At 68.5% G+C, this 26,212-nt stretch carries 23 protein-coding genes; 13 read left to right on the forward strand and 10 right to left on the reverse strand.

Annotated elements, in window-relative coordinates; genetic code table 11:
• The 7 genes from ACIBG8_RS22315 to ACIBG8_RS22345 all read left to right on the forward strand — a co-directional run.
• Positions 1-3,070, forward strand: a 3,070-nt coding sequence (locus tag ACIBG8_RS22315; RefSeq protein WP_397344792.1) for an ATP-binding protein, incomplete at its 5' end; no start/stop codon positions are given.
• Between the two features lie 74 nt (positions 3,071-3,144).
• A complete protein-coding gene (locus tag ACIBG8_RS22320; RefSeq protein ID WP_397344793.1) occupies positions 3,145-4,962 on the forward strand; it encodes an extracellular solute-binding protein in 1,818 nt (605 codons plus the stop codon).
• Positions 4,962-5,690 carry a hypothetical protein gene (locus ACIBG8_RS22325; protein ID WP_397344794.1) on the forward strand — a complete coding sequence of 243 codons (729 nt, stop codon included), beginning with the start codon at positions 4,962-4,964 and terminating at the stop codon, positions 5,688-5,690. The genes ACIBG8_RS22320 and ACIBG8_RS22325 overlap by 1 nt, the downstream gene beginning before the upstream one ends.
• Before the next feature lie 8 nt (positions 5,691-5,698).
• Positions 5,699-6,433 (forward strand): PspA/IM30 family protein, encoded by a 735-nt coding sequence (locus ACIBG8_RS22330; protein ID WP_397344795.1) that lies wholly within the window; start codon positions 5,699-5,701, stop codon positions 6,431-6,433.
• Between the two features lie 39 nt (positions 6,434-6,472).
• Entirely contained in the window at positions 6,473-6,862 is a 390-nt protein-coding gene (locus tag ACIBG8_RS22335) for a DUF1801 domain-containing protein (RefSeq protein WP_397344797.1), read from the forward strand.
• Positions 6,863-6,869: 7 nt separating this feature from the next.
• Complete coding sequence (locus ACIBG8_RS22340) at positions 6,870-7,385, forward strand: DinB family protein (protein WP_397344798.1); 516 nt, start codon at positions 6,870-6,872, stop codon at positions 7,383-7,385.
• Between the two features lie 56 nt (positions 7,386-7,441).
• Positions 7,442-7,663, forward strand: a complete 222-nt coding sequence (locus tag ACIBG8_RS22345; RefSeq protein WP_397344800.1) for a hypothetical protein — start codon at positions 7,442-7,444, stop codon at positions 7,661-7,663.
• Between the two features lie 9 nt (positions 7,664-7,672).
• On the opposite strand, the gene ACIBG8_RS22350 is transcribed toward ACIBG8_RS22345, so the two are convergent.
• The 4 genes from ACIBG8_RS22350 to ACIBG8_RS22365 are packed head-to-tail and all read right to left on the reverse strand — an operon-like array spanning position 7,673 to position 11,941.
• The gene (locus tag ACIBG8_RS22350) at positions 7,673-8,488 is read right to left on the reverse strand and encodes a carbohydrate ABC transporter permease (protein ID WP_397344801.1); all 816 of its coding nucleotides are present in this window, start codon (positions 8,486-8,488) and stop codon (positions 7,673-7,675) included.
• Positions 8,485-9,405 carry a carbohydrate ABC transporter permease gene (locus tag ACIBG8_RS22355; protein WP_397344802.1) on the reverse strand — a complete coding sequence of 307 codons (921 nt, stop codon included), beginning with the start codon at positions 9,403-9,405 and terminating at the stop codon, positions 8,485-8,487. Before ACIBG8_RS22355 ends, ACIBG8_RS22350 begins: the two co-directional genes overlap by 4 nt.
• Positions 9,405-10,904, reverse strand: a complete 1,500-nt coding sequence (locus tag ACIBG8_RS22360; protein WP_397344803.1) for an ABC transporter substrate-binding protein — start codon at positions 10,902-10,904, stop codon at positions 9,405-9,407. The genes ACIBG8_RS22355 and ACIBG8_RS22360 overlap by 1 nt, the downstream gene beginning before the upstream one ends.
• Positions 10,905-10,912: 8 nt before the next feature.
• Entirely contained in the window at positions 10,913-11,941 is a 1,029-nt protein-coding gene (locus tag ACIBG8_RS22365) for a LacI family DNA-binding transcriptional regulator (protein WP_397344804.1), read from the reverse strand.
• A gap of 142 nt (positions 11,942-12,083) precedes the next feature.
• Here ACIBG8_RS22365 and ACIBG8_RS22370 point away from each other — a divergent pair, with 142 nt between their 5' ends.
• Together ACIBG8_RS22370 and ACIBG8_RS22375 are read left to right on the forward strand one after the other, a co-directional pair.
• Positions 12,084-13,595 carry a M28 family peptidase gene (locus ACIBG8_RS22370; RefSeq protein ID WP_397344805.1) on the forward strand — a complete coding sequence of 504 codons (1,512 nt, stop codon included), beginning with the start codon at positions 12,084-12,086 and terminating at the stop codon, positions 13,593-13,595.
• 440 nt (positions 13,596-14,035) lie between these two features.
• Positions 14,036-14,545: a hypothetical protein gene (locus ACIBG8_RS22375; protein WP_397344806.1), complete on the forward strand. Its 510-nt coding sequence runs from the start codon at positions 14,036-14,038 to the stop codon at positions 14,543-14,545.
• 1 nt (position 14,546) lies between these two features.
• On the opposite strand, the gene ACIBG8_RS22380 is transcribed toward ACIBG8_RS22375, so the two are convergent.
• Positions 14,547-15,074, reverse strand: coding sequence for a cysteine dioxygenase (locus ACIBG8_RS22380; protein ID WP_397344807.1), 528 nt, complete (start codon positions 15,072-15,074; stop codon positions 14,547-14,549).
• A 63-nt stretch (positions 15,075-15,137) separates the two neighbouring features.
• On the opposite strand from ACIBG8_RS22380, the gene ACIBG8_RS22385 reads away from it, so the two are divergent.
• Positions 15,138-15,992, forward strand: coding sequence for a LysR family transcriptional regulator (locus tag ACIBG8_RS22385; RefSeq protein WP_397344808.1), 855 nt, complete (start codon positions 15,138-15,140; stop codon positions 15,990-15,992).
• A 93-nt stretch (positions 15,993-16,085) separates the two neighbouring features.
• Positions 16,086-16,706, forward strand: a complete 621-nt coding sequence (locus ACIBG8_RS22390) for a LysE family translocator (RefSeq protein ID WP_397344809.1) — start codon at positions 16,086-16,088, stop codon at positions 16,704-16,706.
• Here ACIBG8_RS22390 and ACIBG8_RS22395 read toward each other — a convergent pair.
• The 5 genes from ACIBG8_RS22395 to ACIBG8_RS22415 form a co-directional block, all read right to left on the reverse strand.
• Positions 16,620-18,236 carry an acyl-CoA synthetase gene (locus tag ACIBG8_RS22395; protein WP_397344810.1) on the reverse strand — a complete coding sequence of 539 codons (1,617 nt, stop codon included), beginning with the start codon at positions 18,234-18,236 and terminating at the stop codon, positions 16,620-16,622. The two genes, ACIBG8_RS22390 and ACIBG8_RS22395, sit on opposite strands and share 87 nt — an antisense overlap.
• A 334-nt stretch (positions 18,237-18,570) precedes the next feature.
• Positions 18,571-19,719: a thiolase domain-containing protein gene (locus tag ACIBG8_RS22400; RefSeq protein WP_397344811.1), complete on the reverse strand. Its 1,149-nt coding sequence runs from the start codon at positions 19,717-19,719 to the stop codon at positions 18,571-18,573.
• Positions 19,719-20,702, reverse strand: a complete 984-nt coding sequence (locus ACIBG8_RS22405) for a thiolase domain-containing protein (RefSeq protein WP_397344812.1) — start codon at positions 20,700-20,702, stop codon at positions 19,719-19,721. Before ACIBG8_RS22405 ends, ACIBG8_RS22400 begins: the two co-directional genes overlap by 1 nt.
• On the reverse strand, positions 20,703-21,587 hold the full coding sequence (locus tag ACIBG8_RS22410; RefSeq protein WP_397344813.1) for a Zn-ribbon domain-containing OB-fold protein: 885 nt from the start codon (positions 21,585-21,587) through the stop codon (positions 20,703-20,705).
• Positions 21,577-23,121 (reverse strand): acyl-CoA synthetase, encoded by a 1,545-nt coding sequence (locus tag ACIBG8_RS22415; protein WP_397344814.1) that lies wholly within the window; start codon positions 23,119-23,121, stop codon positions 21,577-21,579. Before ACIBG8_RS22415 ends, ACIBG8_RS22410 begins: the two co-directional genes overlap by 11 nt.
• A 298-nt stretch (positions 23,122-23,419) precedes the next feature.
• Here ACIBG8_RS22415 and ACIBG8_RS22420 point away from each other — a divergent pair, with 298 nt between their 5' ends.
• A complete protein-coding gene (locus ACIBG8_RS22420; protein ID WP_397344815.1) occupies positions 23,420-25,510 on the forward strand; it encodes a hypothetical protein in 2,091 nt (696 codons plus the stop codon).
• Positions 25,511-25,573: 63 nt separating this feature from the next.
• Positions 25,574-26,197 (forward strand): class F sortase, encoded by a 624-nt coding sequence (locus tag ACIBG8_RS22425; protein WP_397344816.1) that lies wholly within the window; start codon positions 25,574-25,576, stop codon positions 26,195-26,197.
• Positions 26,198-26,212: the final 15 nt, after the last annotated feature.

The following is a 26,212-nucleotide window of genomic DNA, read 5'->3' on the forward strand; positions in this document are numbered from 1 at the left end:
CGCCTCGGCCCACGTCGCCTCGGCCCACGTCGCCTCGGCCCACGTCGCCTCGGCCCACGTCGCCTCGGCCCACGTCGCCTCGGCCCACGTCGCCTCGGCCCACGTCGCCTCGGGTCGTGTTGCCGAAGCGGTCGCAGCGGTTCTTGGCCTTCGAGACGACCTCGATGGGCCTGGACCTCAGCCATCGGGCAACTCACGGACCTCAGGCACTTCGAGGGTGTCGGCCGATGGGCAGGCGTCGGGCGGGTTGCGCGAGGCGGCTGATGCGCAGGCGTTGGCGGGGCGGGTGGCGGGGGCGTTGCGTGGGCGGGGGGCGTTGCTGGTGCTGGACAACTGCGAGCACGTGATCGACGAGGCAGCCGACTTCGTCGGGATGTTGCTGGCAGCCGCACCCGACGCCCGAGTGCTCGCGACCTCCCGCGAACCCCTCAGGCTCACCGGCGAACACCTCTGGCTGGTCCCCCCTCTCACCCTGCCCAGCGAGCCACCGGAGCGCGACGGCTTCCACCAAGCCGCAACAACCAACCCGCGGGCAGCCGGTGACGCAACGCCGAGCGGGCCAGACGGCGCCCGGCCGACGAGTAGCGCCGTCGAGCTGTTCGTAACCCGGGTGCACGCGTCGGCGCCCGGGATCGCACTCGACGACGAGGCCGTAGCGGTGATCTGCCGACGCCTCGACGGCATCCCCCTGGCTCTGGAACTGGCCGCGACCAGGGTCCGCGCCCTCGGCGTACGCGAGGTGGCCGCACGGCTGGACGACCGGTTCCGCATGCTCGGCGCCGGAGCCAGAGACGCCCCCGCCCGCCAGCGCACCCTCTGGTCGGTGATCGACTGGAGCTGGGAGCTCCTGGACGAGGAGGAACGCCTGGTCCTGCGCCGCCTGGCCGTACACGCCGACGGCTGCACCCTGGAGGCGGCCTCCGCCGTGAGCGGCTTCGACGCGGCCGCCCCGCTGGCCCAGCTGGTCGACAGATCCCTGGTCACCGTGGTCCACAACGCCGACGCCCCGAGGTACCGGCTCCTCGAATCGGTGGCCGCCTACTGCATGGAGCACGTAACCACCGACGACCGGCTGCGAGAACGCCACCGCGCCTATTACGTGGACCTGGCCGAACGCGCCGAGCGCGAACTCCGCGGCCCGGACCAGCGCAGGTGGCTGGCCAGACTCGACGCGGAGTCCCCCAACCTCCGCCTGGCCCTGGACGGCGCCCCAGCGGATCTCGCCCTGCGCCTGGTGGCAGCCCTTTCCTGGTACTGGTTCCTCCGCGGCCGCCTCAGCGAAGCCCGCCGCTCCCTCGCCATCGCCCTGAACACCCCCCACGAGGGACAAACGACGACCCGCGGCAGTGGATCCGACGACCAGCCCACCCACACCGCAGCCGCTGCCCGTCCCGCAGGCACCACCACACGGGGCGAGCCGACGGGCACCCACGAGGAGGCCGCGAAGGGGAACGCCCAGCGTGAGACGGCCACCGCACCCGGCGATCAGCCCCATCACGAGGCCACCACTCACGAGGGTGCCCTTGCGCCCGACGAGGTCGCTGTCCCCGACGGCGTCGCCCGTCACAGAAGGGCCGCCACGTCCGAGGAAGGCGCCACGCGAGAGGGAGCTGCCTCGCTGAGTGAGCGGCCCACCGCGGACGAGGAGCAAGCCGCTGGGGACGCCGTCGGCGCAAGGCACGACGCTGCGGACGCCGTCGGCGCAGGGCACGAGGTTGGGGAGGCCGTCTCCCTTGCTGGGGGCACTGGCGGTGCAGGGTTGCGGGTTGGGGTTTTGGGGTGGTTGGCGGGGATTCGGGGGGCGCTGGGGGAAGTGGTTGACGAGGCGGTGGGGGATCCTCGGGGTGAGTGGTTTCTGGCGCATGTGCGCTGGGCCTATGGGGACTTCGCCGTTCATGAGGAGCGGGTGGACGCCGTAATCCAGAGCAGCGACGACCCCTGGACCATCGCCGCTGCGCTGAGTACGAGGGCCAGGCTGGTTATGGCGCGCGGGGATCTGGCTGCCGCGAGACGCGATGCCGAGCGGGCGCTGGGTATGTTCCGGGAGATGAGTGACGCCTGGGGGCAGGTGGAGGCCGCTGAGGGGTTGAGCGCGCTCGCTGAGATCACCGGCGACTACGAGCGGGCCGAGAGCCTGCGCACCGATGCGCTCCGGCTGGCCGAGGAGCTTGGGCTGTGGACCAAGGTGTCCTTCACGCTGGCGAATCTTGGCAGGGTGGCCATGTTGCGTGGTGACTATCCGCGCGCTGAGGAGCTTCATCACCGGGCGGCCAAGCTGGCCGCGGAGCAGTCCTATCGGTCGGGGCAGGAGTTCGCCGAGGTGGGGCTGGGACTGCTGGCCAGGCGGCAGGGCAGGCTCGATGAGGCGGAGCATCGGTTGCGCGCGTGGCTGGGGTGGTTGGGTGAGGTGAAGGGTGCTGCGGGGACGGCGTTCATCCTGGCGGAGCTGGGTTTCGTCGCTGAGCAGCGGGGTGATGCGGAGGCGGCGCTGGCGTTGCAGCTCGAAGGCCACGCTCAGGCGGAGGCCACGGGCTCACCGCGGGCGATCGCTCTGGCCTTGGAGGGGTTGGCGGGCGCGTACAGCCTCGCGGCCCACCACCTCGCGACAACCACCAACCCCGTGCACCCGCGAATCACATCCCCACACGGCCAGGAAGCAAGCGAAGCGGCCGAGCACCCGCAGGAAGTGACGGCACCGCAAGCGGAGGCATCCCACCTGGAGAGCTCCGAAGCTCTGGGGGCGGTGGATGGAGCCCAAGGAGTGGCCGGGCCTGGAGAGAAAGCGGCCCATGAACACCAAGCACCTCGGAGAAAGGGGCGCGAGACGGTGGACGCGCCCCAAAGGAAGGGGCGCCAGGCGGGGGACGCACCGCAGAGGGAGGGGTATCAGACGGTGGACGCACCGCCGAGGGAGGGGCGCCCCTCGGTGGCTGCGCTTCGGGGGAAGGCGGTTGAGCTTCTCGAGCAAGCCACCCACCTGAGAACGTCCGTAGGCACCCCCCTGGCGTACGGCGAGCGGGGCGATGTAGCACGAATCCTGGCGCGCCTTGAAACGATTCGCGACGTTTGAGCGAATCCCCCCTGGGGGGCTGCAACTTCAGCGATGCCCTGTTCGTCGATTAAGTAGCGACACGGGGAGGCCGGTTGTATCCACAGGCTCGGCGGCGACGCAGTTTCGCCCCCTTCATCATCGCCATCATCCTGGCCGGCGCCCTGATCGTCGGCCTCCGCATCCTGTTCGGCATGACCAGCGACGAACCATCCAAGCCGGACGAAACCAAACGCCTGGCCTGCGGCAACGACGGCACCCAGCTCCTCATCGCCGCCTCGTCGGAGAAGGCCGAGCTGCTGCGTAAGATCGCCAACGCCTACAACGGCACCAAGGTCAACGGCCGCTGCGCCGACGTCGTCATCGAGTCCAGGGCCAGCGGCGCCATGGTCGCCCTTGCCGCCGCCGGATGGGACGCCAACAAGGACGGCCCCAGGCCGGACGTCTGGACCCCGGCGAGCAGCAACTGGCTCAACCTGCTGCGCCAGCGCCTGGCCGCCGCCGACAAACCGGCGCTCATCGCCGACGACAACCCCTCCATCGCCAGGACGCCCCTGGTCCTCGCCATGCCGAAGCCGATGGCCGAGGCGCTCGGCTGGCCGTCCAAGAAGATCGGCTGGAGCGACGTCCTGGACCTGTCGGACGACCCGAAGGGCTGGGCGAAGTACGGTCACCCGGAGTGGGGCAAGTTCCGCCTCGGCAAGACGAACCCCAACTTCTCCACCAGCGGACTCAACGCCACGATCGGCGCGTACGTCGCCGCGACCGGCCTGTCCGGCGACCTGTCGGAGAAGAACGTCGCCGATCCGAAGGTGCGCACGTTCGTCCAGGGCGTGGAGCGCTCGATCGTGCACTACGGCGACACGACGCTGACGTTCCTGTCGAACCTGCAGCGCGCCGACGACGCGGGCGCGGGCCTGACCTACATCTCCGCCGTCACCGTCGAGGAGAAGTCGGTCTGGGACTACAACCAGGGCAACCCCACGGGCGACCCGAAGACGCTGAACAAGCACCCCAAGCCCAAGGTCCCGCTGGTGGCGATCTACCCGAAGGAGGGCACGTTCCTCAGCGACAACCCCTTCGCGGTGCTCAACGACGTGGACCCGGCGAAGAAGGCCGTGGCGGCCGACTTCCTCAAGCACCTCCAGCAGCCACAGCAGCAGGAGCAGTTCGCCGACTTCGCCTTCCGCTCGTTCGACGGCAAGACGGGCAAGCTGATCACCCAGGAGAACGGCCTGCTCCCCAAGGAACCGGCCATCACCCTCAACCCGCCCGCGCCGAACGTGCTGGACAAGGTGCTGCAGAGCTGGGCGGAGCTCCGCAAGCCCGCCAACGTCCTCATGGTGATCGACACCTCGGGCTCGATGGGCGCCGACGTGCCGGACACAGGCAAGAACAAGCTGCAACTGGCCCAGCAGGCGGCGATCAACGCGTTGCCGCAGTTCGGCAAGAACGACAAGGTCGGGCTCTGGCTGTTCTCGCTCAAGCGCGACGGTGACAAGGACTACCTGGGCCTGTCCCCCATGGCGCCGATGACCAAGGAGCACGCCACCGACCTGCGCCAGCGTATCGAGGACCTGGTCCCCGAGGGCGGCACCGGCCTCTACGACACCGCGCTGGCCGCCTACCAGGAGGTTCTCAAGTCGCAGAGCGGTGACGCGATCAACGCGGTGGTCTTCCTGACCGACGGCAAGAACGAGGACAACAACAGCATCTCGCTGGACAACCTGCTGCCCGAGCTGCGCAAGGAGCAGGGCGCGGACACCGTCAGGCTGTTCACGATCGCCTATGGCGAGGACGCTGACCTGGATATTCTCAAGCAGATCTCGCAGACGACCAACGCGGCGGCTTACGATTCCCGCAAACCTGGAAGTATCGACCAGGTGTTCACAGCGGTGGTAAGCAACTTCTAATGTCCCGATTCACCGATGAGCTACGCGATCCCTGGGGATTGCTCCTGGGCGCGACCGCCGGAGGCGCCGCGTGGGCCGTCAGCGTGCACCCGGCCGGCGCGGCCTTCGTCGGCGTCGCCGTATGGCTGACGAAGGCCGGAATCGCCACGTTCCAGCGCAAACCTAAACCACAGCTGCGGGTCACCCCGGGCAGCAGCGAGGCCGACTGGATGCGCAGGGCGACGATCGCCGCCGAGGCGTTCGCCGACATGAGCGCGGCGATGGCCGAGGGCCCGATCGCCGAGCGGGTCGTGCTGATGCGGCCCAAGGCCGACGACGCCATGGCCACGCTGCAACGGCTGGCCGAGCACGCCTCGCAGACCGGGACCGCGCTCGGCAGGCTCAACCCCGGCTTCCTGCAGAACGAGCACGACCGGCTGCAGCACCAGCGCCGCATGGCCACGCCCGAGGTGGCGGCCGAGCTCGACCGCTCGCTGGCGTCGCTGAACTCCCAGCGCGAGGTCTTCGAGCGGCTCTCCAGCACCAGGGCCAGGCTCATCGCCAGGCTGGAGTCCGGCACGCTCGGACTCGAAGGGCTGGTCGCCCGGGTGGTGGAGCTGTCGGCGATGTCGGCGACCGGTTCGCTGGAGCGTACGAAGGCCCTGGACGAGCTGGCGGGCGAGCTCGAAGGCATCAGGCAGGGCCTGCACGAAACCGAAGAGATCACGCGCAGAGCGTTGGACCAATAGGAGCCCCCATGCTGAAGGTCATTCGCCGGGCCTGGCGTTACATCGTCGCGGCCCTGTCGGGCAGGCTCGACGAGCTGTCCGACCCGCGTATCCAGATCGAGCAGGCCATCCAGGAGGCCAAGGAGCAGCACCAGCGGCTGACCCAGCAGGCGGCGGCGGTGATCGGCAACGAGCGCGAGCTGGAGATGAAGTACGCCAGGGCGATCGAGGAGGCCGAGAAGCTGCAGGCCAACGCCCGGCAGGCGATCATGCTGGCAGAGCAGGCGAGTACGGCGGGCGACGCCCAGAAGGCGGCCTCCTACGAGGACTCGGCCAAGGCGTTCGCCTCCAGGCTGGTCGCGGCCGAGACCGCGATGGAGGACATGAAGACCATGCACGGCCACGCCAAGCAGGCCTCGGCGCAGGCGCGGGCGGCGGTCGAGAACAACGCGATGGCCCTGCAGAAGAAGATCGCCGAGCGGATGCGGCTGCTGTCGCAGCTCGACCAGGCCAAGATGCAGGAGCAGCTCAACAAGGCGATGGGCGACCTGACCGGCCTCACCCCGCAGGGCGAGACGCCGACCATGGACCAGGTGCGCGAGAAGATCGAGAAGCGGTACGCCAGGGCGCTGGGTGAGGCCGAGCTGAGCTCGAACTCGGTGGAGGCGCGCATGATCGAGGTCGAGCGGGCGGCGATCGACGTCGAGGGCGCGGCGCGCCTGGAGGCGATCAAGGAAAGTATGCGGCGCAAGGAAGTCGAATAATCCGCGCTGGTTTCTACGTCTCCTATAAAAGGAGGAGACATGAGAGATCAGCGAGTGGACGACTACATCGACGCCCTGCCCTCCTGGCAGCGGGACATCTGCCAGGAGGTGCGGGCGCTCGTGCACGAGGCGGATCCCGAGGTCGAGGAGACCATCAAGCGCACCCGCCAGCCGTACTTCGTGCTGAAGGGCAACATCTGCGCGTTCCTGGCCGCCAAGGACCATGTGAACATCTTCATGTACGACGGCGCGATCGTCCCCGACCCCGAGGGGATCATCACGGCCGGGCACGGCAACAAGACGGCCCGTACGGTCGCCTTCAAGGAGGGCGAGGAGATCAACAAGCCCGCCCTGCTGGCGATGTTCCGGCAGATCATCGCGAACAACCGAGCGGGCGGCTGGCGGAAGCTGAAGCAGACGTCGCCATAATGGCCGGATGACTGTTATGACCTGGATTGCTCCGGAGGTCGACCGCAGGGAAGGGTCGCTGGTAGCTCAGGAGCGGGAGATGCTCCAGGGGTACCTGACCTGGTTTCGCGAGTCGATGTTGATGAAGTTCGCGGGGCTGACCGGGGAGCAGCTCGCCCAGCGGTCGGTGCCGCCGTCGGCCATGTCGTTGCTCGGGCTGATCCGGCACATGGCCAAGGTCGAGCGGACCTGGTTCCGCATCAGGTTCGCCGGCCAGCCCGTCGCTCCCCTGCACGCGGGCAAGGACATCGACTTCGACGAGGTCGCGCCCGAGGACGCCGAGCGGGAGTACGCGCTCCTCATCGAGGAGATGCGACTGGCCGACGAGGCGGTGGCGGAGGCGTCACTTGACGACCGGTTCGTTCACAACGATGAGGAGTATTCGCTGCGCCTGATCTACCAGCACGTGATCGGCGAGTACGCCCGCCACACCGGCCACGCGGACTTCCTGCGCGAGCAGATCGACGGCCTCACGGGAGCCTGAGGTCGGCCACCAGGGCGGCGCGGCTGGGACCTCGAGACCCCGCGAAGATGTGGTCGATGCGGTGCCCACCCCAGGTGGGCGACGGTGTTGAAGTCCCCAGCCAGTACGGCGGGCCGCCCGTCGGGCACCCGCTCCAGGACCTGCCGCACCTGCCCGTGCCGGACGGCGTCCAGGTCAGGCGTCACCGGCTCGCCCCGGTCGAGCGCGCCGCACACGTCGTCCAGGTGGTGCGAGACGACGTCCTTGCCGCCGATCTCCACACCCGGGGTTCCAGGTGAGGAGGCGCGTCAGGCCTTCACGGCGCCCGCGATGGCGTCCACGATGTAGCGCTGGGCGACCACGAAGATGATCACGATCGGGGCCAGCGAGATGATCGCCCCCGCGCACAGCAGGGTCCACTTGGTGGAGGTCTCGCTGGTGAAGGCGTAGAGGCCCACGCCGAGCGTGCGCAGCTCCGGCTTGCCCAGCGTGAACACCAGCGGCAGGAAGAAGTTGTTCCACGAGCTGATGAAGGTGAACAGGCCCAGCGTGGCGGCCATGGGCTTGGCCAGGGGCAACATCACTCGGAAGAACACCACGTTGTACCCGGCCCCGTCGACCCTGGCCGCCTCCTCCAGCTCGCGCGGCATGGCGGCGAAGTACGCCATGAACATGAACGTGCCGAACACCAGCCCGCCGCCGACCTGGACGAGCACCACCGACCAGAGCGTGTTGAGCAGCCCGAGCGCCTTCACCAGGTCGAACACCGGGATGATCGTGTAGCCGTGCGGCAGCAGGAAGGTGACCGCGATGACCGCCATCAGCGTCTTCCTGCCGGGGAAGGTCTGCCTGGCCAGGGCGTACCCGGCCATCGCGGTGAAGAGCAGCGTGAACAGCACCGTGCACCCCGCGATGATCACGGTGTTCAGGAAGTACGTGCCGAAGCTGGCCTTCTCCCAGGCGTCGGCGTAGTTCTCCCATCGCACGGTCGGCGGGGTGAGGCCGAGCCCGGTGTCCAGGAAGTCCATCGGCGTCTTCAGCGAGCTGCCCACCGCCCAGAGGAAGGGATAGACGTAGGCGAAGCCGAAGCCGAGCAGCATCACGTGGGTCATCGCGCGCTTCACGCGGCCCTCCTTCTACGCATCGCGCGCATCGACAGGAGCTGGCCCAGGGTCAGCACCAGCAGGATGAGGCCGAAGAAGAACGAGGCGGCCGAGGCGTAGCCGACGTTGGGCTCGGCAGCGGACGCGCCGCCGCCGAGGCTGCCGCCGAACGCCTGGTGGTAGATGTAGGTGTTGACCACTTCCGACGCGTAGTACGGCCCGCCGCCGGTCAGCACCATGACCAGGTCGAAGACCTGGAGGCTGCCCAGGATCGACAGGAACAGGATGACCAGGCCGACCGCGCGCAGCCCGGGAATCGTGACGTGTCTGAACAGCGCCCACCGACCGGCGCCGTCGATCTGGGCCGCCTCGTAGTGCTCCTTCGGGATGGTCTGCAGCCCGGCCAGGAAGTAGATCATGTTGTAGCCGAGCGTGTTCCAGATGCCGATCGCGATGACCACCCAGAGCACGAGGTTCGGGTTGCTCAGGAAGTCGATCGGCTGGTCGGTCAGCCCCATCGCCTGGAAGGGCGTGCTGATGGTGTCGCTGAAGTTGGCGAGCATCAGCTTCAGCACGATGCCGACGATCGCGATCGAGGTGATCGCGGGTAGGAAGTAGAGAGCCCGGTAGAACGTGCGGCTGCGCAGCTTGGGGTTGTTGAGCAGCAGGGCCAGCGCGAGCGCCAGCGCGAGCTGCACGGGGACCAGGACGACGGTGTAGATCGCGGCGTTCTTGAAGGAGTTCCAGAAGAACTCGTCGGCGATCACCGCGCGGAAGTTGTCCAGGCCGATGAAGTCGGTGGGGTCCCCGAGGCCGTTCCAGTCGTAGAACGTGTACCCGAGCGAGGCGAAGATCGGGTAGATCGTGAACACCGCCGTGAGCACGACGAAGGGCGCCAGGTAGATGTACGACCAGCGGTTCTCGCGGATCTTGGACATCACTTGGGCTGGATGTACTCGGGGATGTCCCACTTGTAGGGCTGCATCAGGTCCCAGTCGGCGAAGACGTAGTCGTCCTTGCTGACCTTGTGTCCCTTCTTCTGCGCCTTCTCCAGGGCGTCGACGAAGGACTTCTCCTCCTTCTCCCCCAGCTCGGCCAGCGCGGAGTTGAGGTCCTTGATCTGCCCGTTGTAGTAGCCGGTGGTGATGGCGTTGAAGTCGGGCAGGACCGCCTTGGGCGCCACGTTGACCATGGCCGGGTTGCGCAGCGCGGGGTGGGGGCCGGGGATGATCAGCTTGGTGGTCTCCACGAAGGCGGCGAACGGCGGGAAGTCCACCTTGCTGGCGTCGTTGGCCTCGGGGTGCACCGAGATCCCGCCCTTGAGCTCCTGGACGTAGCGCGCGCCCGCGTCCTTGCCCGTCCACCACCTGAACCACTCGAACGCCTCGTCCGGGTTCTTGGTGGTGGCCGAGATGGCCAGGCTGTAGCTGGTGGCGCCGTGGTAAAAGGAGCTCTTCTGCTGCCCGTCCGGGGTGATGAGCGAGGTGAGCGAGTAGTCGGTGAAGCCGAGCTCGCTCCAGCCGACCTGGTTCCACACGCCGCCGACCGTCATGCCGAACTTGCCGCGGGCGAAGTGCTGGCGGGCGATCTCGTCGTCGATGCTGAGCGCCTGCGGGAAGATGAAGCCCTTGTTCTTCCACTCCTGGAAGAGCTGGAGGAAGTCGGTGAGGATCCGCTCCGAGCGGAAGGTGAACTTGCCGGTGCGCGGGTCCATGCCGCCGGGGAACCCGCCGGCCGTCGAGGTCGGGATGCCCGCGCAGGCCGTGAAGAGCTCGGCCCACCAGGGGATCATGGCGAAGGCGCTGTTGCCGAAGCCGATCCCGTGGACGCTGCCGTTGCTCTTCTTGGTGATCTGCTCGGCGAAGAGCGTGACCTCCGCCCACGTCTTCGGGATCTTCACGGTGCCGTCGGCCTCGACCAGCCCGGCGTCCTTGAAGACCTTGTTGTTGATGTAGAGCTGCAGCCAGGGCGAGTTGCCCGTGTACGGCGCGGAGTAGATCTTGCCGTCTGCGGCGTTGACGCCGTCGACGAAGGAGTAGGGCGGGAAGGTCTTCTGCCAGTCGAGCGTGGCGTACTTCTCCAGGGACAGCACCTGGCCGGCCTCGATGTAGTCGTCGAGCTTGCCGTTGGGGACCATGAAGACATCCGGGGCGTTGCCGCCGCGGAAGGCCAGGTCGATGACCTTCTCCAGGTCGCCGCTCTGCTGGATCTGCCGCTTGATCATCGCGCTCGGGTGGGCGGCCTGGAAGAGCTCGATCTCCTTCTTGATCCAGGACTCCTGGGCGACCATCTGGTCCCAGTGGACGATGCTGGCAGCACCCTTGCCGCCACCGCTGGTGGCGGGGCTGGAGCCGCTGCTCGTGCCGCCGGAGCAGGCGCCGAGCGCGGCCAGGCCGCCGACACCGGCGATGCCGGTGAGAAATGCACGCCGATTCATGGAGATTCCTAACGGTTGGGGGGTGCCGTCGAGGCACGCACGATCAGCTGGGGTGAAGGGGTCTCCGGCCGGGTCTCGTTGCCGTCGATCTGGGCCAGCAGCAGCTCGGCCGCTGACGCCCCGATCGACACCGGGTCCTGGCGGACGGTGGTCAGCGGCGGGTGCAGGTGCGCCGCCTCCGGGTTGTCGTCGAACCCGGTGATGGACAGGTCGCCGGGCAGGCTCAGCCCCGCCTCGCGGGCCACCGACATGCCCGCGATGGCCATCAGGTCGCTGGCGTAGACGATCGCGGTCGGCTGGTGGACGAGCAGCCGCCTGGTCGCCGCCGCGCCGCCGTCGCCGGTGAAGTGCCCGGCGTCATGCAGTACGGCAGGCAGCCCGTTGGCCGCCATCGTCGCGCGCCACGCCTCCAGGCGGGAGGCGGAGTGCGCGTAGGCGGGGGCGCCCTCGACGAACGCGATCTTCCGGTGGCCGAGCCGTACGAGGTGGTCGACGGCGGCGGCGATGCCGTCGCCGTCGCGCACGCCCACGGCGGGCAGCCCGCCGAAGTCGGCGGTGGCCGGGCCGACGGCGACGGTGGCGAGGCCGAGCTCGCCCAGCAGGGCTGGCCGCTGGTCGTCGGCGCGGATGTCGAGCAGGAAGGCGCCGTCGATGCGCCGCTCGGTCACCAGCCGGCGGTAGCACTCGGCCTCCACCTCGGCGTCCTCCCCGACGACCTGGAGGACGAGGACGGAGCCGCTGCCCGCGAGCACGGTCTCGACACCGCCGAGGAACCCGGCGAAGAACGGGTCGACGGCCAGCTGGCGCGGGTCGCGCGCCAGGATCAGGCCGACGGCGAACGCCCTGGACCTGAGCATGGCCCTGGCGTGGATGCTCGGACGCCAGTTGAGCGACGCGGCGGCCAGCTTGATGCGCTGCCGGGTCTCGTCGCTCACGCCCGGTTTGTCGTTGAGCGCCAGGGACACGGCGCCCTTGGAGACCCCGGCCAGGCGGGCGACATCGGCAATGGTGGGTGGGGTTCCCGATTCTCCCGACACATGTCCTCCGGTCCCTGATGACTTACTAAATGCATTTAGTAGTGCCAGTGACGGGATCATGTCAATAGGCCTAGCGGTTGGCGGGCTTGGCGGGTTACCTTCCGATTCGGACCCAAACGAAGGGACATGTATGCGGCGTCACATGCTTCGCGCAGTCGCGGTGCTGGCAGCCTTGGCGGTGCCTTTAGCCTCGGCTGTGCCTGCTCAGGCCAGCCCCGTCTCCGATGCGTTCGCGCACATCCTCACCAAGGCCGTCAAGCCCGACAACGTCCGCAAGCACCTCACAAAACTCCAGCAGATCGCCGACGCCAACGGGGGCACGCGGGCCGTCGGCACCCCCGGCTACGACGCCTCGGTCGCCTACGTGGGCGACAAGTTGCGCAGGGCGGGTTACCGGGTCAGCTACACCGACGTCGAGTTCCCCATCAGCTGGGAAGAGCTGGCGCCACCGGTCTTCGAGCAGGTGTCGCCGACGCCCAAGACCTACACGGTGCCGACCGACTTCGTCACCGTGCAGTCCTCGGGCAGCGGCGACGTCACCGCGCCGATCACCGTGGTCGGTCCGACCGTGCTGCCGCCCTCACCCACGCCCAGCGCGCACGCCGGGTGCGCGGCCGCCGACTTCGCCGGCTTCCCCGCTGGGAACATCGCGCTGATCCAGCGCGGCACCTGCCCGTTCGTGCAGAAGGCCGACAACGCCAAGGCCGCCGGTGCGGGTGGCGTGATCTTCTTCAACGAGGGCCAGCCAGGCAGGACCGACCCGTTCGTCTTCGACATCGGCGAGTGGCGTTACGGCTTCCCCGTCTTCTTCGCCAGCTTCACCGTGGGCAACGAGCTGGCCTCCTCGCCTGGTGCGGTCGTGCACATCAAGGCGACGACCAAGACCGTGACGGGCAAGGCCAAGAACGTGATCGCCGACAGCCTGTTCGGCAACCCGAACGAGGTCGTCATGGTCGGCGCGCACCTCGACAGCGTCCCCGAGGGGCCGGGCATCAACGACAACGGCTCCGGCTCGGCGGCGATCCTGGAGACGGCGCTGCAGATGAGCCTCTTCCCGGTCAAGAACCGGGTGCGCTTCGCGTTCTGGGGGGCTGAGGAGCTGGGGCTGCTCGGGTCCGACCAGTACGTGAAGGGCCTCTCGCAGGCCGAGCGGGACAAGATCCGGCTGTACATGAACTTCGACATGGTCGCCTCGCCGAACTACGGCAACTTCCTGTACGACGGGGACGACTCGGACGCCGTGGGCTCGCCCGCCGGGCCGCCCGGATCGGACGCCATCGAGAAGACGCTGGAGAAGTTCTACACCAAGAAGAACCTGCAGTTCGAGGGCACCGACTTCAACGGGCGCTCGGACTACGGCGCGTTCATCGAGGTCGGCATTCCTGCCGGTGGCATCTTCACCGGCGCCGAGGTCGTCAAGACCGCCGCGCAGGCGGCCCGTTATGGCGGTACGGCAGGCGTCGCGTTCGACCAGTGCTACCACGAGGCGTGCGACACGCTCGCCAACATCAACATGACGGCGCTGGACTTCAACTCGGACTCCATCGCCAACGCTACGGCCACCTACGCCTTCGACCTGACGGGCATCCCCGACAGGAACGCCGCCAAGCTGGCCGCAACCACCACCTCACCCACCCGAGCAGGCGTCTCCTAACCCGCCCCCAAAGAGCCTCACCCCCAAGGACCCAAACCACAAAGGACCCTAGAACCCCAAGGGAAGATCCCCACGTCAGGGACGGCCCCCTCCTGAGGGGCGGACCCTTCTGGGGGCGGGCTCAAGGGGGCGGGCCCTAGAGGGTGTGGTCTGGGCGGTTCGGTGCTCCCGGCAACCCGCCGGGAGCACCTCCCAGCGCCGGTACGGCGAGCACCCCGTACGGCGGCGCCCGGCGCGACGTGTGCGGCGCCCAACCCGGCGACCACGGGAAGCGGAGGGAATGCGCCGTGACGGCGAGGAGCCACGCGCCCGATGACCGTCACCCTGGACAGACGACCACCCACGACGGCGGTTGGCGCGAACCCCGGCGAAGCCGTACACAATGGTTTGTTATGGATTTACACTCGCAAACCCGCCTTCTGGTCCGCCAGAAGGTCACCATGATGGTGAACCGATACGTCGTACACACTGAGAACCCCGACGGCTCGGAAGGCCCCATGGTCGCCTTCGCCGAGCAGAAGCGCATGACCCTCAAAGAGCAGGTCACCCTCTTCACCGACGAGTCCAGACAACGCCCGCTCGCCGCCTTCAAGGCACGCAACGTCATCGACCTCGGCAGCGGCTACGACGTCACCGACGAGTCAGGCCGCCCCATCGGCATGTTCCGCAAGAACTTCGGCCAGTCCCTCGTCCGCTCCACCTGGCACCTAGAACAGCCCGGCCTCGGCACGGTCACCGGCCAGGAACGCAGCATGCCGATCGCGCTCCTGCGCAGGTTCGTCGACTCCCTGTCCTGGCTCCCCTACCACTTCGACTTCGGCGACGCCTTCTCCGTCGACAAGAAGTGGGGCCTGCGCGACCGCTACGTCGTCGACATCCGCGACCCCCGCGTCGACCGCCGCCTCGTGATCGCCATGGCCGTCGCGCTCGACGCGCTGCAGTCCCGCTGACCTAGCGGACGGGCAGCTCGTACACGCGGCGCACGCTGCTGCCCGTCGCGCTCACGTCCGCGCCGTAGACGTGCAGCGAGACGCCGATCTCGTCGCTGGTGTTGCGCACCATGTGGATGTCCCCGGGCGGCGCGAACCCGCTGACCTCGCCCGGCTTGTTGGCGGCACGCCCGATCTCCACCAGATGGTCGCCCATGTCGCGGTAGAGCGTCTCGTGCTCCACCCCGCTCAGCACCCCGAACGCACACCACGCCAGGTGATCGTGGATCACCGTCTCGCTGCCCGGCTGCCACACCACGGCCACGACGGAGAACTCCTCCTGCGTGTACAACGGGAACGACAGGTAACTACCGGGCACGCCGTTCCGCTCCTCGTCGGTGAGGATGTCGAGCGTCGGCAGGTTGTCGCGCAACATGTCCGCGACGGCGAACGCCGTCTCCCGTCCGGGCAGGCCGCGCTTCACGATCTCGGCAACGCCGGAGACGATCTCAGCAAGCCCCGGCCTGGTCAACGTGGCAGTCATGTTCATATGACCACCCTGCTATGGTTCGATCCATAGGTCCAACAGAAGTATTCGGGGTTATCTATAGATATGCTTGATGTTGTACGGCTCCGCGTCCTCGTGGCGGTCGCCAGGACCGGCTCGCTGACCGCCGCGGCCAAGGAGCTCCACTACGCCCAGCCGTCCGTCAGCCACCACCTCTCGCGCCTCGAAGCCGAGACCGGCGCCAAGCTGATCCAGCGGGCCGGGCGCGGCATCCGGCTGACCGAGGCGGGCCGGCTGCTCGCCGACCGGGCCGCCGAGATCATCACGCGGCTCGACGCCGCCTCCGACGAGCTCGCCGCGCACGTGGGCCTGCGTTCTGGCCGGGTACGGCTGGCCGCCTTCCCCTCGGCGCTGGGCACCTTCGTCCCCGAGGCCGCCAAGCGCCTGGCGCTGGACCATCCAGGGCTGCGGCTGAACCTCACCGAGACCGAGCCCCCCGAGGCGCTCCGCCTGCTGCGCGCCGGGCGGGTGGACGTCGCGGTGATCTTCCGCTACGACGACACGGCGCCCGAGGACGGCGACATCAGGACGATCCCCCTCTTCGACGACCCCAGCTACCTGGTCTCGCCCGACGAGACCTCGGCCGACCTGGCCGACCACGAGGAGTCGTCGTGGATCGCCGGGTGCGACCGGTGCAGGAGCCACCTGCTCGACATGTGTTCCCGCGCCGGGTACGAGCCGTTGATCAGCTTCACCAGCGACGACATCGTGGCGGTGCAGGCGCTGGTGGCGGCGGGCATGGGCCTGACGGTCCTGCCCGGCCTGGCCCTGCGCGCCCACCGCAACCCGGCGGTGCACACCGTCGAACTGCCCGGCTCCACCCGCCACGTCTACGCCGCGGTCTACGGCGACCCGCCGGACCCCCCGGCGACCGCGGCCCTCCTGGACGCCCTCCACTGAAAGCACGCAACAGAAGGACGCCTCACATCGAGAGCCCCAAAGAGGGGCCGGAGGGTTCTAAAACCCCTTGAGTGCGTCCCTAATATGGGCGGTATGCCGGATCTCTCAACGCTCGCGCTGTTCTGCGCAGCCACCCTCGCCCTGCTCCTGGTTCCCGGTCCAGCCGTCGTCTACATCGTCACCAGGAGCGTCGCGCAAGGCAGGGGCGCCGGGCTGGTCTCGGTGCTGGGGATCCACCTGGGCACGCTCGTCCACGTCCTGGCGGCGGCCCTGGGGATCAGCGCGCTGCTGGCCGCCTCGGCCACTGCGTTCACGATCGTGAAGTACCTCGGCGTCGCCTACCTGGTCTACCTCGGCGTGCGCGCGTTGCTGCGCAAGGACGGCGGCGACCTCGTGGAGCTCAAGGTGCACTCCAAGCGCCGCCTGTTCTGGGAGGGCTTCGTGGTCAACGTGCTCAACCCGAAGACGGCGATCTTCTTCCTGGCGTTCCTTCCGCAGTTCGTCGACACCGGCGCGCCCGTCGTGCCGCAGATCCTGCTCCTCGGCGCCGTCTTCACCGGGATGGGCATGGTGTCCGACGGCGCCTTCGCCTTCCTGTCGTCGGCGCTGGCCGGGAAGCTGCGCTCGTCAGACCGGGCCAGGCGACGGCTCGACGTCACCAGCGGCCTGGTCTACCTGGGGCTCGGCGCCTTCCTGGCCACGTCCAAGAGCTAGCTCGCGCGCCCACCGGTAGTCGGCCTTGCCCGCCGGTGAGCGGACCATCTCGTCCACGAACGCGTAGGTCCTCGGCACCTTGTACCCGGACAGCAGGCCCCTGCAGTGCGCGTCGAGCTCCTCGATGGTCGTCGAAGCACCGGGGCGCGGCTCCACCACCGCGGCCACCCTGCTGCCCCAGCGCTCGTCGGGGATGCCGGTCACCACGGCGTCGAACACCCCGGGGTGGCCCTTGAGCACCGCCTCGATCTCCTCGGGGAAGACCTTCTCGCCGCCGGTGTTGATGCACTGCGAGCCGCGGCCGAAGATGTTGACCGTGCCGTCCGCGTCCACGGTGGCCAGGTCGCCGGTGAGCAGCCAGCGGGTGCCGTCGGCGTCGGTGACGAACGTCTTGGCGCTCTTCTCCGGGTCCTTGTAGTAGCCGAAGGCGATGCGTCCCGGCTTGGCCACCGTACCCAGCTCGCCTGGACCCACGGGGCGTAACTTCTCGTCGAGTACGGCGAGCTTGGCCGTGGCGTTCGGCTGGTAGCGCAGGCCCTTCTCCGGCGAGGAGCCGGACAGGCCGGAGGCCGTGTAGCCGGACTCGGTCGAGCCGAAGCTGTCCATGATCATGACGTTGGGGAGCAGCTCCTGCAGCCGGTCGCGGACAGCGCCGGTCAGGATCGCGCCGGTCGAGCTGACCACGAACAGCGAGGAGACGTCGTAAGGGTGCTCGGCGAGCGCCTCGGCGAGCGGTCTGGCCATGGCGTCGCCGGTGATGTTCATCGTGAACACCTTCTCGCGCTCGACGGTGCGCCAGACCTCGTGGGCGTCGAACTTGCGCACGTAGACCATGGCTGAGCCCATCCACCAGGCGATGAACGTGGCCATCTGGGCGGCGCCGTGCATCAGCGGGGGTGCTGCCATCATGATCATCGGGTTGGCCTTGGTGGCTTCCTCGATGACGTGCTCGGGGGTCTCGCGTGGCTCGCCGTACGGGTTGCCGCCGCCGAAGGCCATGAACAGGTCCTCCACGTGCCACATCGCGCCCTTGGGCATGCCGGTGGTGCCGCCGGTGTAGATGATGTAGATGTCCTGGCCGCTGCGTGGGGGGAAGTCGCGGGTGTCCGGCTGGGCGGCGATGGCCTGGGGGTAGGCGCCTACGCTGAGCAGGTGTTTCAGGGTGGGCACCTGTGGGGCCACCGCCTGCACGCGGTCCTCGAACTCCTCGTCGTAGATCAGCGCTACCAGGTCGGCGTCGTTGTAGAGGTAGAGCAGTTCTGCCTCTACGTAGCGGTAGTTGACGTTGATCGGCACGGCCCGGATCTTGAGCGCGGCCAGCAGGCCTGCGACGTACTCGACACCGTTGTAGAGGTGCAGCCCGATGTGCTGTCCGGGCTCGACGCCCTGGGCCAGGAGGTGGTGGGCCAGGCGGTTGGCCTCGGCGTCGAGCTCGGCGTAGGTCCTGCGCTCGTCACCGCACACGATGGCGACCCGGTCGCCGATCGTGTCCGCGAGCGCCTCGAACAGATCGGCGTGGTTGAACTCCATCAGGGCCCTCCTCGGCGAGGCCGCATGTCTGCGGTTGAGGGGTTGAGGATCGGGGGCTTGGGTTGGCGGTCGTGGGGGGTGCGGGTCCCGGATCCGGGGTTCGGAGGTCGGGCCCCGGATCCCGGGGTTGGGGGGGTGGGCCCCCGAAGACGGATCCCACCCGGGGGGCGGGTCGGGTCCAGGGGGCCGGGGGCGGGGTCGAGTCCAGGGGGCCGGAGGCGGGGGCGGAGGCGGGGAGCGGATCCCGCCCTGGAGAGCGGGTGGGTCTGGGTGGGTGAGGCTGAGGTCTGAGGTAGGGGTCTGAGGTGGGTGGTGGGTGGGGGGCTGAGGTGGGTCAGGGTTTTTCGGAGCCGACGATCCACATGGCGAAGAACTGGGCTCCACCGCCATACGCGTGGCCCAGCGCCGTCCTGGCGCCGTCCACCTGGTGGTCCCCCGCCATCCCCCGCACCTGCAGTGCCGCCTCGGCGAACCTGATCAACCCCGAGGCGCCGATCGGGTTCGAGGACAGAACGCCGCCTGAGGCGTTCCATGGGATGTCGCCGGACAACGCCGTCGCACCCCCCTCGGTGAGCTTCCAGCCCTCGCCCTCGGCGCAGAACCCCAGGTTTTCCAGCCACATCGGCTCATACCAGGAGAAAGGCACGTAGACCTCCGCCACGTCGATGTCCCGGCGCGGGTCGGCGATCCCCGCCTGCCGGTACACGTCCGCCGCGCAGTCCTTCCCGCCCTGCGGGCTCACCGTGTCCCGCCCGGCACGGAAGATGGGTTCCGACCGCATCGCCGTACCGTGCACCCAGGCGGGCGTCCCCGTCACAGCGGCCTCGGACGACAGCACCATCGCGCAGGCCCCGTCACTCGACGGGCACGTCTCCAGGTAGCGGATCGGCTCCCACAACATGGGCGTCGCCTCGACCATCTGCCGGTTGATCCCGGGGATCTTGAGGTGCGCGTAGGGATTCTTGAGCGCGTTCTCCCGGTCCTTGACCGCGACCAGTTGCCCGATGTGCGAAGGGGCCCCCGAGCGGCGCATGTACTCGCGGATGTGCGGCGCGAAATACCCCCCGGCCCCCACCACCAGCGACGTGCCGAACGGCAGGTGCGTCGACAGCGCCCAGGTGGCGTTCGACTCCGACTGCTTCTCGTAGGCCACCACGAGCACCCGCTCGTGCACCCCGCCCTGGATCAGCGAAGCGCCGACCAGCGCGGTCGACCCGCCGACCGAGCCCGCGGTGTGCACGCGCATCATCGGCTTGCCCGCGGCGCCCAGCGCGTCCGCCAGGTACGCCTCGGGCATCATCACGCCCTCGAACAGGTCGGGCGCCTTGCCGATGACGACCGCGTCGATGTCCTTGAAGGTCAGCCCGGCGTCCTCCAGCGCGCGCAACGCGGCCTCGCGCACCAGCCCGGCCATGGACACGTCGCGGCGTTTGGTCGTGTAGTACGTCTGCCCGACCCCGATGACCGCACAGCGATTACCCATCAGGACTCCAATACCGCGACGAGGTTGTGCTGGAGGCAGGGGCCGCTGGCGGCGTGCGCGACGGTCCTGGCGGCCGTGCCGTCCATGATCGGACGCGCCGCCTCGCCCAGCCGGATGAGCCCGGTGGCCATCACGGGGTTGGCGGCGAGCGGCCCGCCGGACGGGTTGATCGCGGTCTCCTGCGGGAGCTCCAGCGCCCGGCGCAGGATGACCTCCTCGTGCGCGAACTGCGCGTGCAGCTCGGCGACGTCGACGGGCCCCTTGCCGACTCCGGCCGCCCGTCCAGCGTCGGCCGCCGAGGTCGACACGGCGAGGTCGCGCATGCCCAGGTAGTGGGGTTCGATCCGGTGCGCGATGCCCCTGATGTAGGCGGGACGCTCGCACAGCTCGCGCGCCCGGTCCCCGGCCGCCAGGACGATGGCCGCCGCGCCGTCCGTGATGGGCGGGTCCGGGTCGGTGTCGTCGAGGTCGAGCGCGTAGGGGTTCTCCCTGCCTGCCGTACGGCTGCGCCTGACGATCTCGGCGAGCTCCTTCTGGTCGGCGCCCAGCGCCGAGGCCTGGAGCGCGGCGAAGGAGAGCTGGTCGAGGCCGAGCGGCTCCAGGTAGTAGGGGTCGAGCTGCAGCGTCATGATGCTGCGCAGGTCGCCGAGCGACGACTTGCCGAAGCCGTAGACGAGCGCGGTGTCGATGTCGCCGTGCTGCAGGCGCACCCACGCCTCGTACAGCGCCCACGCTGCGTCCATCTCGACGTGGCTCTCGGAGATCGGCGGCCACGCGCCGAGCGCGTCGAGGGCGGCGACGAAGGAGAACGGCGCGCCCGCCAGGTAGTCACACGAGCCCGAGCAGGTGAAGCCGAACTTCGTGAGGCCCGTCTGCTCGCGCACCCCGTTGAGCACGGGGAGGATGAGCTCGGTCTCGTTCAGCCCGGTGTCGTGGTCGCTGTGCACGGTCTGGGCGAAGGCGACGATCGCGACGTCACGCATCTATAGCTCCACGTCCGGCTCACCCGACGGGGTGAACCATTTGATGTTCGACATGGACAGCGTCCGGTCCTCCTCGGGCACCCACTCGGCGCGCACCCGCATGCCCTGGCGTACCTGATGGGCGGGGACGCCGCCGACCAGGGCGATCATGGGGATGTCCGCGCCGTCGAGCAGGATGTAGGCGCTGACGAAGGGCACTTCAGGGGCGCGCGGGTCGGGCAGGTTGTTGATGGCGAACGTGGTGATCGTGCCGGTGTCCGGCAGCTCGACCTCGTCGGTGATCGGGTTGCCGCACTGGGGGCAGGAGGCGCGGTAGGGCACGTAGACCTTGTCGCACGTCGTGCACCGGCATCCCAGGAAATATCCGTTCTTGACGGCTTCCAGGAACTTGGTGAGCGACTGCCCGGCCTTGAGGCGATATTTCGTGCTTATCGGTGACACGATCTTCGTGACTTCGGGGGCGAAGTGCGAGATGTCGGAGATGTGGCCGCGGGTTGTCTCGCGCCAGACGGGACGCACGCGGGTCCCAGGAGGAAGGACCTTCGCGTCCACCGCGTGCACCAGCGCCGTGTCCGCGCCGTCGAGCTTGATGAGCGCCCAGGAGAACGGGCGGTCCAGGGGATGCTCCTCGCGCGGGGTCTCCACCCAGGCCGAGGCGGTGACCGTACCCGCAGGTCCGACCTCCACCCACTCGTCGGTCACCGGCTCGCCGGTGGCCGGGTCGTACTCCAGCGCCGGGACCAGCACCCTGCCCTCAGCCGTGCGCACCCCGAAGATGCGCCGGTCGCGTAACTCGGTGAGGAACCTGCCGATCACCGGGCCCGTGGTGCGGGTGTACCCGCCGGGAAATTCCAGGACATGATCAGCGGTGAGCTCAGATGGCACGGTCGTGGCCCTCCCAGTACGGCGCGCGCAGCTTGCGCTTGAGGAGCTTGCCGTTGGGTTCGCGCGGCATCTCCTCGATGAAGTCGATCGTCTTGGGCCATTTCATCCGCGCCAGCCGTCCTTCCAGGGAGGCCAGGATCTCGGCGGCCAGCTCCGGTCCAGGATCCGAGCCTGGCGCGGGCTCGACGATGGCCTTGATCTGCTCGCCCCACTCCTCGTCCGGGATGCCGAAGACGGCGACGTCGGACACCTTGGGGTGGATCATGATCTCGTTCTCGATCTCGGCCGGGTAGATGTTCGTGCCACCCGAGATGATCATGTCGGCCTTGCGGTCGCACAGGAACAGGAAGCCGTCCGCGTCCAGGTAGCCGATGTCCCCGACGGTGAAGTGGTCCCTGAGCCGGTTGGCGGCCGTCTTGTCCGGGTCGCCCTTGTACTCGAACTGGACGCCCATCATCTTCATGTAGATCGTGCCCGGGGTGCCGGTGGGAACGGGTTCCATGTCGTCGTCCACGATGAGCAGCTCGCTGATCGGCCACGCGCTGCCGACGGTCCCCGGGTGCGCCTTCCAGCCCTCGGGCGAGGCGATGGTGCCGCCGCCCTCGGTGGCCGCGTAGTACTCGTAGATGCAGTCGCCCCACCAGTCGAACATCGCCCATTTCACCGGAACGGGACAGGGGGCGGCCGCGTGAATCATCCACTTCAGCGATGACAGGTCGTACTTTTTCCGTGTTTCGTCGGGCAGAGCCAGCAACCGCTTGAAGTGCGTCGGGACCATGTGCGAGTTTGTGACCTGGTAACGGTCGCACAGGCGCAACGTCTCCTCGGCGTCCCACTTGTCCATGTAGACGAGCGTGTGCCCCATGTGCAGGGCCGTGCCACCGAACTGGGTGACGGCCGTGTGGTAGTTGGGCGAGGTGACCAGGTGCGCGTTGGGCTGGCCGGGCGTGATGCCGAACAACGTGAGCAGGAAGGTCATCAGCTCGGCGCCGTCGTCCGGGTCCATGCCGCTCAGCTTGCGCCGGACGCCCTTCGGCTTGCCCGTGGTGCCCGAGGTGTAGTGCATGGCGGCGCCGGCCGTACGGTCGCTGGGCGCGTCCGCCGGATGGCCGTCGAGGAGCTGTTCGACCGGCGTGAACCCGTCGATCGCGCCGAAGGAGAAGCGCCGCGCCCCCTCGATCGCCTCGGCGCCCCTGGCCCCCTCGGTCGCGTAGCGCTCGTGGACGAAGAAGGCCTTCGCCTCGCTGTCCTCCACGATGTAGGCGATCTCGGGGCCGGTGAGGTGCCAATTGATCGGCGTGTAGTACCAGCCCGCCTGCAGGGCGGCGAGGTACAGGACGAGGCCGTCGACGCCGTTCGGCACCAGGCCGCTGATGCCGTCGCCGGGCTCCAGGCCAAGGGAGCGTAAAGCGTGGACGAGCTGGTTGGCGCGGGCGAGCAGGTCACCGGCGCGGTGTTCCGTCCCGTCGGGATCGACGGCCGCGATCCACTCGGGATCCGCCTGTGCCAGCCTCCAGAAACCGAGCGTGCCCATCGGAGCTCCCTCATGGCGGGGATAAACAGGAACCTGTTCTCATTCGCAGCCGCAGACTAACCCGCGAGCTTGTGGCCTAGCAAGCGCTTGATCGAAGCAGCCTCTACGGCGATGCCGTACCCTCCTTGCCACTCCCTCTTGATGCACATTCGTAATGAATTGGTCAAGAAACTTGGCTTATGTCCGTTTTAGTTACTTCTGTGACGTTTGTTGCGAGATGATGCTCAGCGCGAGACGGCGTGTTCCCGAGCCACGGGGGTCTCCTGAACCCCGCGCCGTCTTGTTCGATTGGGAGAAAATGCGCTTCAACAAGTCCCTCGCGGTGGCCGGAGCACTTGGCCTCGCCGTACTGACCGCTGGTCCCGCGCTCGCCGAGCCGATCCCCTCGGATCTGACCGCCGAGACCGCCACCCCCGACCTGAAGGCCCCGGAGACTGCGGAGACGCAGGCCCCCGAGACGGCCGAGCCGGAGTCCACGAAGACTCCGGACAGCAAGCCCTCCAGGGAGACGCAGGAGACGGCCAAGCCGAAGCCGTCCGAGTCGAAGCCCCCGGTCAAGGAGGAAGTGAAGCAGGAGGGTTCCATCACCCTCAGCGACACGACCGCCAAGCCCGGCCAGGTGATCAGGGTGCACGTCACCTCCACCAAGGAGGACATCACCCAGGTCGTGTCCAACGCGACCAACCCCAACCGGGTCGACAACATCCCGTCCGGTCGCAAGAGCTACTCCTTCGACATCCGCGTCGCGGACGTCACGGGTTCGCACCCGGTCGACGCCTACTTCGCCGACGGCTCGCACGCTCGTGCGATCCTGACGGTCGCCAAGGACGAGGCCGAGGTGATCAAGCCGTCGTTCGGCTTCGACACCCAGAAGGTTCCGGCTGGCGGTGAGTTCAACGTGCAGGTCGGGGGCGACCTTCGCGCGAAGACCGTCACCATCACGTCGAAGCTGATCCCCGGCGGGTCCAAGACCGTCACGCTGGAGGACGCCGGCAAGGGCAGGGGCACCGCCCGTCTGCACGTCGCCGTTCCCGGCACCACCAAGGCTGACAAGTACGCCATCAGTGCCGACTTCGGCAACTACGGCGGCACGATCAACAGCTCGGTGGACGTCACCGGTCCCGAGATCAACGAGCCTCGCCTCGGCATGAGCTCCTACGAGCTCAAGCCCGGCCAGACGGTCACCGTCGACGCCGTGGGCAACCTCGACGCCGGAGAGGTCATCGTCAGCTCGGACGCCTTCCCGCAGGTGTTCACCAAGCAGCTGAAGGACATGGGCAACGGCCTCGGCCGCGCCACCTTCGACGTGACGATCCCCGCCGACGCCAAGGTCGGCACCTACGACGTGCGCGCCGACTTCGGTCGCTTCGGCAAGGCGCAGGGCACGTTCAAGGTCGTCGCCGACGTTCCGGTCAAGTACGGCATCACGGTCTCCCCGCGCGCCGTCGACGCCGACGGCTACGTCCGTTGGACCCTCACGGGCAAGGCGTCGGACGCCGAGATCACGTCGCCTGCCTTCGATGCGATCACCAAGGTCAACCTGGGTGCCACCCAGAGCGACATCGTCCACATCAAGCCCAAGGTCGCGCCTGGCACCTACCCCGTGTACGCCGTCTTCACCGACGCCAACAGCAAGCGGGTCGGTTCCGCCGAGACCACCGTCACCATCAAGGGTGAGGTCGCGGCCCCGGTCGTGAACCTGCGCCTCGAGCCCGGCACCGTCGCCCCCGGCCAGAGCTACTTCGCCGGCGTGACCACCAAGAACATCAAGCCCGGCACCTGGGTCACCTTCAAGGACCCGGGCGGCAAGAAGTTCTACGCCAAGCTCGACGGCTACGGCTCCGCCCGCGTCAAGCTGACGGCGCCGAAGGACACCAAGCCCGGCCGCTACACCGTCTCCGCCACCGTGGCGAACAAGACGGTGTACGCCAAGGTGACCATCGCCGCCAAGGCGAAGATCAACCTGCACCTCGACCCGAACAGGGTCAACGCGGGCGGCAACTTCATCGCCTACGTCGCGACCAAGAACGTCAAGCCCGGCACCTGGGTCAGGATCACCGACCCCGAGGGCAAGAAGTTCTACGTCAAGCTCAACCGCGCAGGTGTGGGCGGCAAGAAGTTCCACGTGCCCGCCGGCACCAAGCCAGGCAAGTACTGGTTCACCGCCGAGGTGAACGGTGCGAAGGACGCCGAGAAGCTCGTCGTCAGGCCCCGCTACTCGGCGCAGGGCGCGGCTTACACCCCGCTCGGCGGCGCGGCGACCGGTGGCGGCATCGCCCCGGCCGCTGAGGGCACCAGCAGCCTGGGCGGCGTGGCGCTCGGCGGCCTGCTGATCGCCGGTGGCGCGGGTTCCGCGCTGTTCGGCCGTCGCAAGGTCAACGAGGGCTGAAGTCGGTAACGGGGAGGGGTACGGCGAGAGCCGTACCCCTCCTTTCCAACAGGGGGAGCAGCGATGAAACGCGAGATGTCCACCGTCGTGGCGGCGACGCTGGTGTTCTGCGGCGGCCTGGCGATCGCGGGCAGCCTGCGTGACCAGCCGAAGCCCGCACAGGCAGCGGTGACCGTACAGGCACCGCCACCCATAAGCGCGCCGCTGTTCACCGAGGCGGTCAACGCGCTCGGCAAGTCGGCGCCGACGAGCCTGACGATCCCGGCGATCGGCGTCAAGAACGCACCGATCAGCCCGGTCGGCCTCAACGCCGACCAGAGCGTCGAGGTGCCGCCGCTGTCGAAGCCGAACCTCGTCGGCTGGTACAAGCACCGCCCCACCCCCGGCGAGCAGGGCGCAGCCGTACTGCTCGGCCATGTCGACGGGTACGGCAAGCCAGCCGTCTTCTACAAGGCGCACACCCTCAAGGCGGGCGACACGATCTCGGTCAAGCGCAAGGACGCCTCGACGGCGACGTTCTCCGTCGACTCGCTGGAGCGGGTGGACAAGGACGCCTTCCCCACCGACAAGGTCTACGGGGCAACGGACGCGGCGGAGTTGCGCCTGGTGACCTGCGGCGGCGAGTTCGACGCGGCGACCGGTCACTACAAGGACAACGTCATCGTCTACGCCCACCTGGTGAACTAGCGCTCGCTTGGTTAC

This window comes from Nonomuraea sp. NPDC050556 (genome assembly GCF_044457355.1).
Classification (GTDB): Bacteria; Actinomycetota; Actinomycetes; order Streptosporangiales; family Streptosporangiaceae; genus Nonomuraea.

Bases quoted from the DNA above. Each gene is read 5' to 3' on its own strand.
- ACIBG8_RS22385 (WP_397344808.1), top strand. From the start codon at position 15,138: ATGCTTGATGTTGTACGGCTCCGCGTCCTCGTGGCGGTCGCCAGGACC.
- ACIBG8_RS22415 (WP_397344814.1), bottom strand. From the start codon at position 23,121: ATGGGCACGCTCGGTTTCTGGAGGCTGGCACAGGCGGATCCCGAGTGG.
- ACIBG8_RS22405 (WP_397344812.1), bottom strand. From the start codon at position 20,702: ATGCGTGACGTCGCGATCGTCGCCTTCGCCCAGACCGTGCACAGCGAC.
- ACIBG8_RS22325 (WP_397344794.1), top strand. From the start codon at position 4,962: ATGTCCCGATTCACCGATGAGCTACGCGATCCCTGGGGATTGCTCCTG.
- ACIBG8_RS22345 (WP_397344800.1), top strand. From the start codon at position 7,442: ATGCGGTGCCCACCCCAGGTGGGCGACGGTGTTGAAGTCCCCAGCCAG.
- ACIBG8_RS22335 (WP_397344797.1), top strand. From the start codon at position 6,473: ATGAGAGATCAGCGAGTGGACGACTACATCGACGCCCTGCCCTCCTGG.
- ACIBG8_RS22370 (WP_397344805.1), top strand. From the start codon at position 12,084: ATGCTTCGCGCAGTCGCGGTGCTGGCAGCCTTGGCGGTGCCTTTAGCC.
- ACIBG8_RS22375 (WP_397344806.1), top strand. From the start codon at position 14,036: ATGATGGTGAACCGATACGTCGTACACACTGAGAACCCCGACGGCTCG.
- ACIBG8_RS22330 (WP_397344795.1), top strand. From the start codon at position 5,699: ATGCTGAAGGTCATTCGCCGGGCCTGGCGTTACATCGTCGCGGCCCTG.
- ACIBG8_RS22380 (WP_397344807.1), bottom strand. From the start codon at position 15,074: ATGAACATGACTGCCACGTTGACCAGGCCGGGGCTTGCTGAGATCGTC.
- ACIBG8_RS22420 (WP_397344815.1), top strand. From the start codon at position 23,420: ATGCGCTTCAACAAGTCCCTCGCGGTGGCCGGAGCACTTGGCCTCGCC.
- ACIBG8_RS22425 (WP_397344816.1), top strand. From the start codon at position 25,574: ATGAAACGCGAGATGTCCACCGTCGTGGCGGCGACGCTGGTGTTCTGC.
- ACIBG8_RS22355 (WP_397344802.1), bottom strand. From the start codon at position 9,405: ATGTCCAAGATCCGCGAGAACCGCTGGTCGTACATCTACCTGGCGCCC.
- ACIBG8_RS22360 (WP_397344803.1), bottom strand. From the start codon at position 10,904: ATGAATCGGCGTGCATTTCTCACCGGCATCGCCGGTGTCGGCGGCCTG.
- ACIBG8_RS22390 (WP_397344809.1), top strand. From the start codon at position 16,086: ATGCCGGATCTCTCAACGCTCGCGCTGTTCTGCGCAGCCACCCTCGCC.
- ACIBG8_RS22400 (WP_397344811.1), bottom strand. From the start codon at position 19,719: ATGGGTAATCGCTGTGCGGTCATCGGGGTCGGGCAGACGTACTACACG.
- ACIBG8_RS22395 (WP_397344810.1), bottom strand. From the start codon at position 18,236: ATGGAGTTCAACCACGCCGATCTGTTCGAGGCGCTCGCGGACACGATC.
- ACIBG8_RS22340 (WP_397344798.1), top strand. From the start codon at position 6,870: ATGACTGTTATGACCTGGATTGCTCCGGAGGTCGACCGCAGGGAAGGG.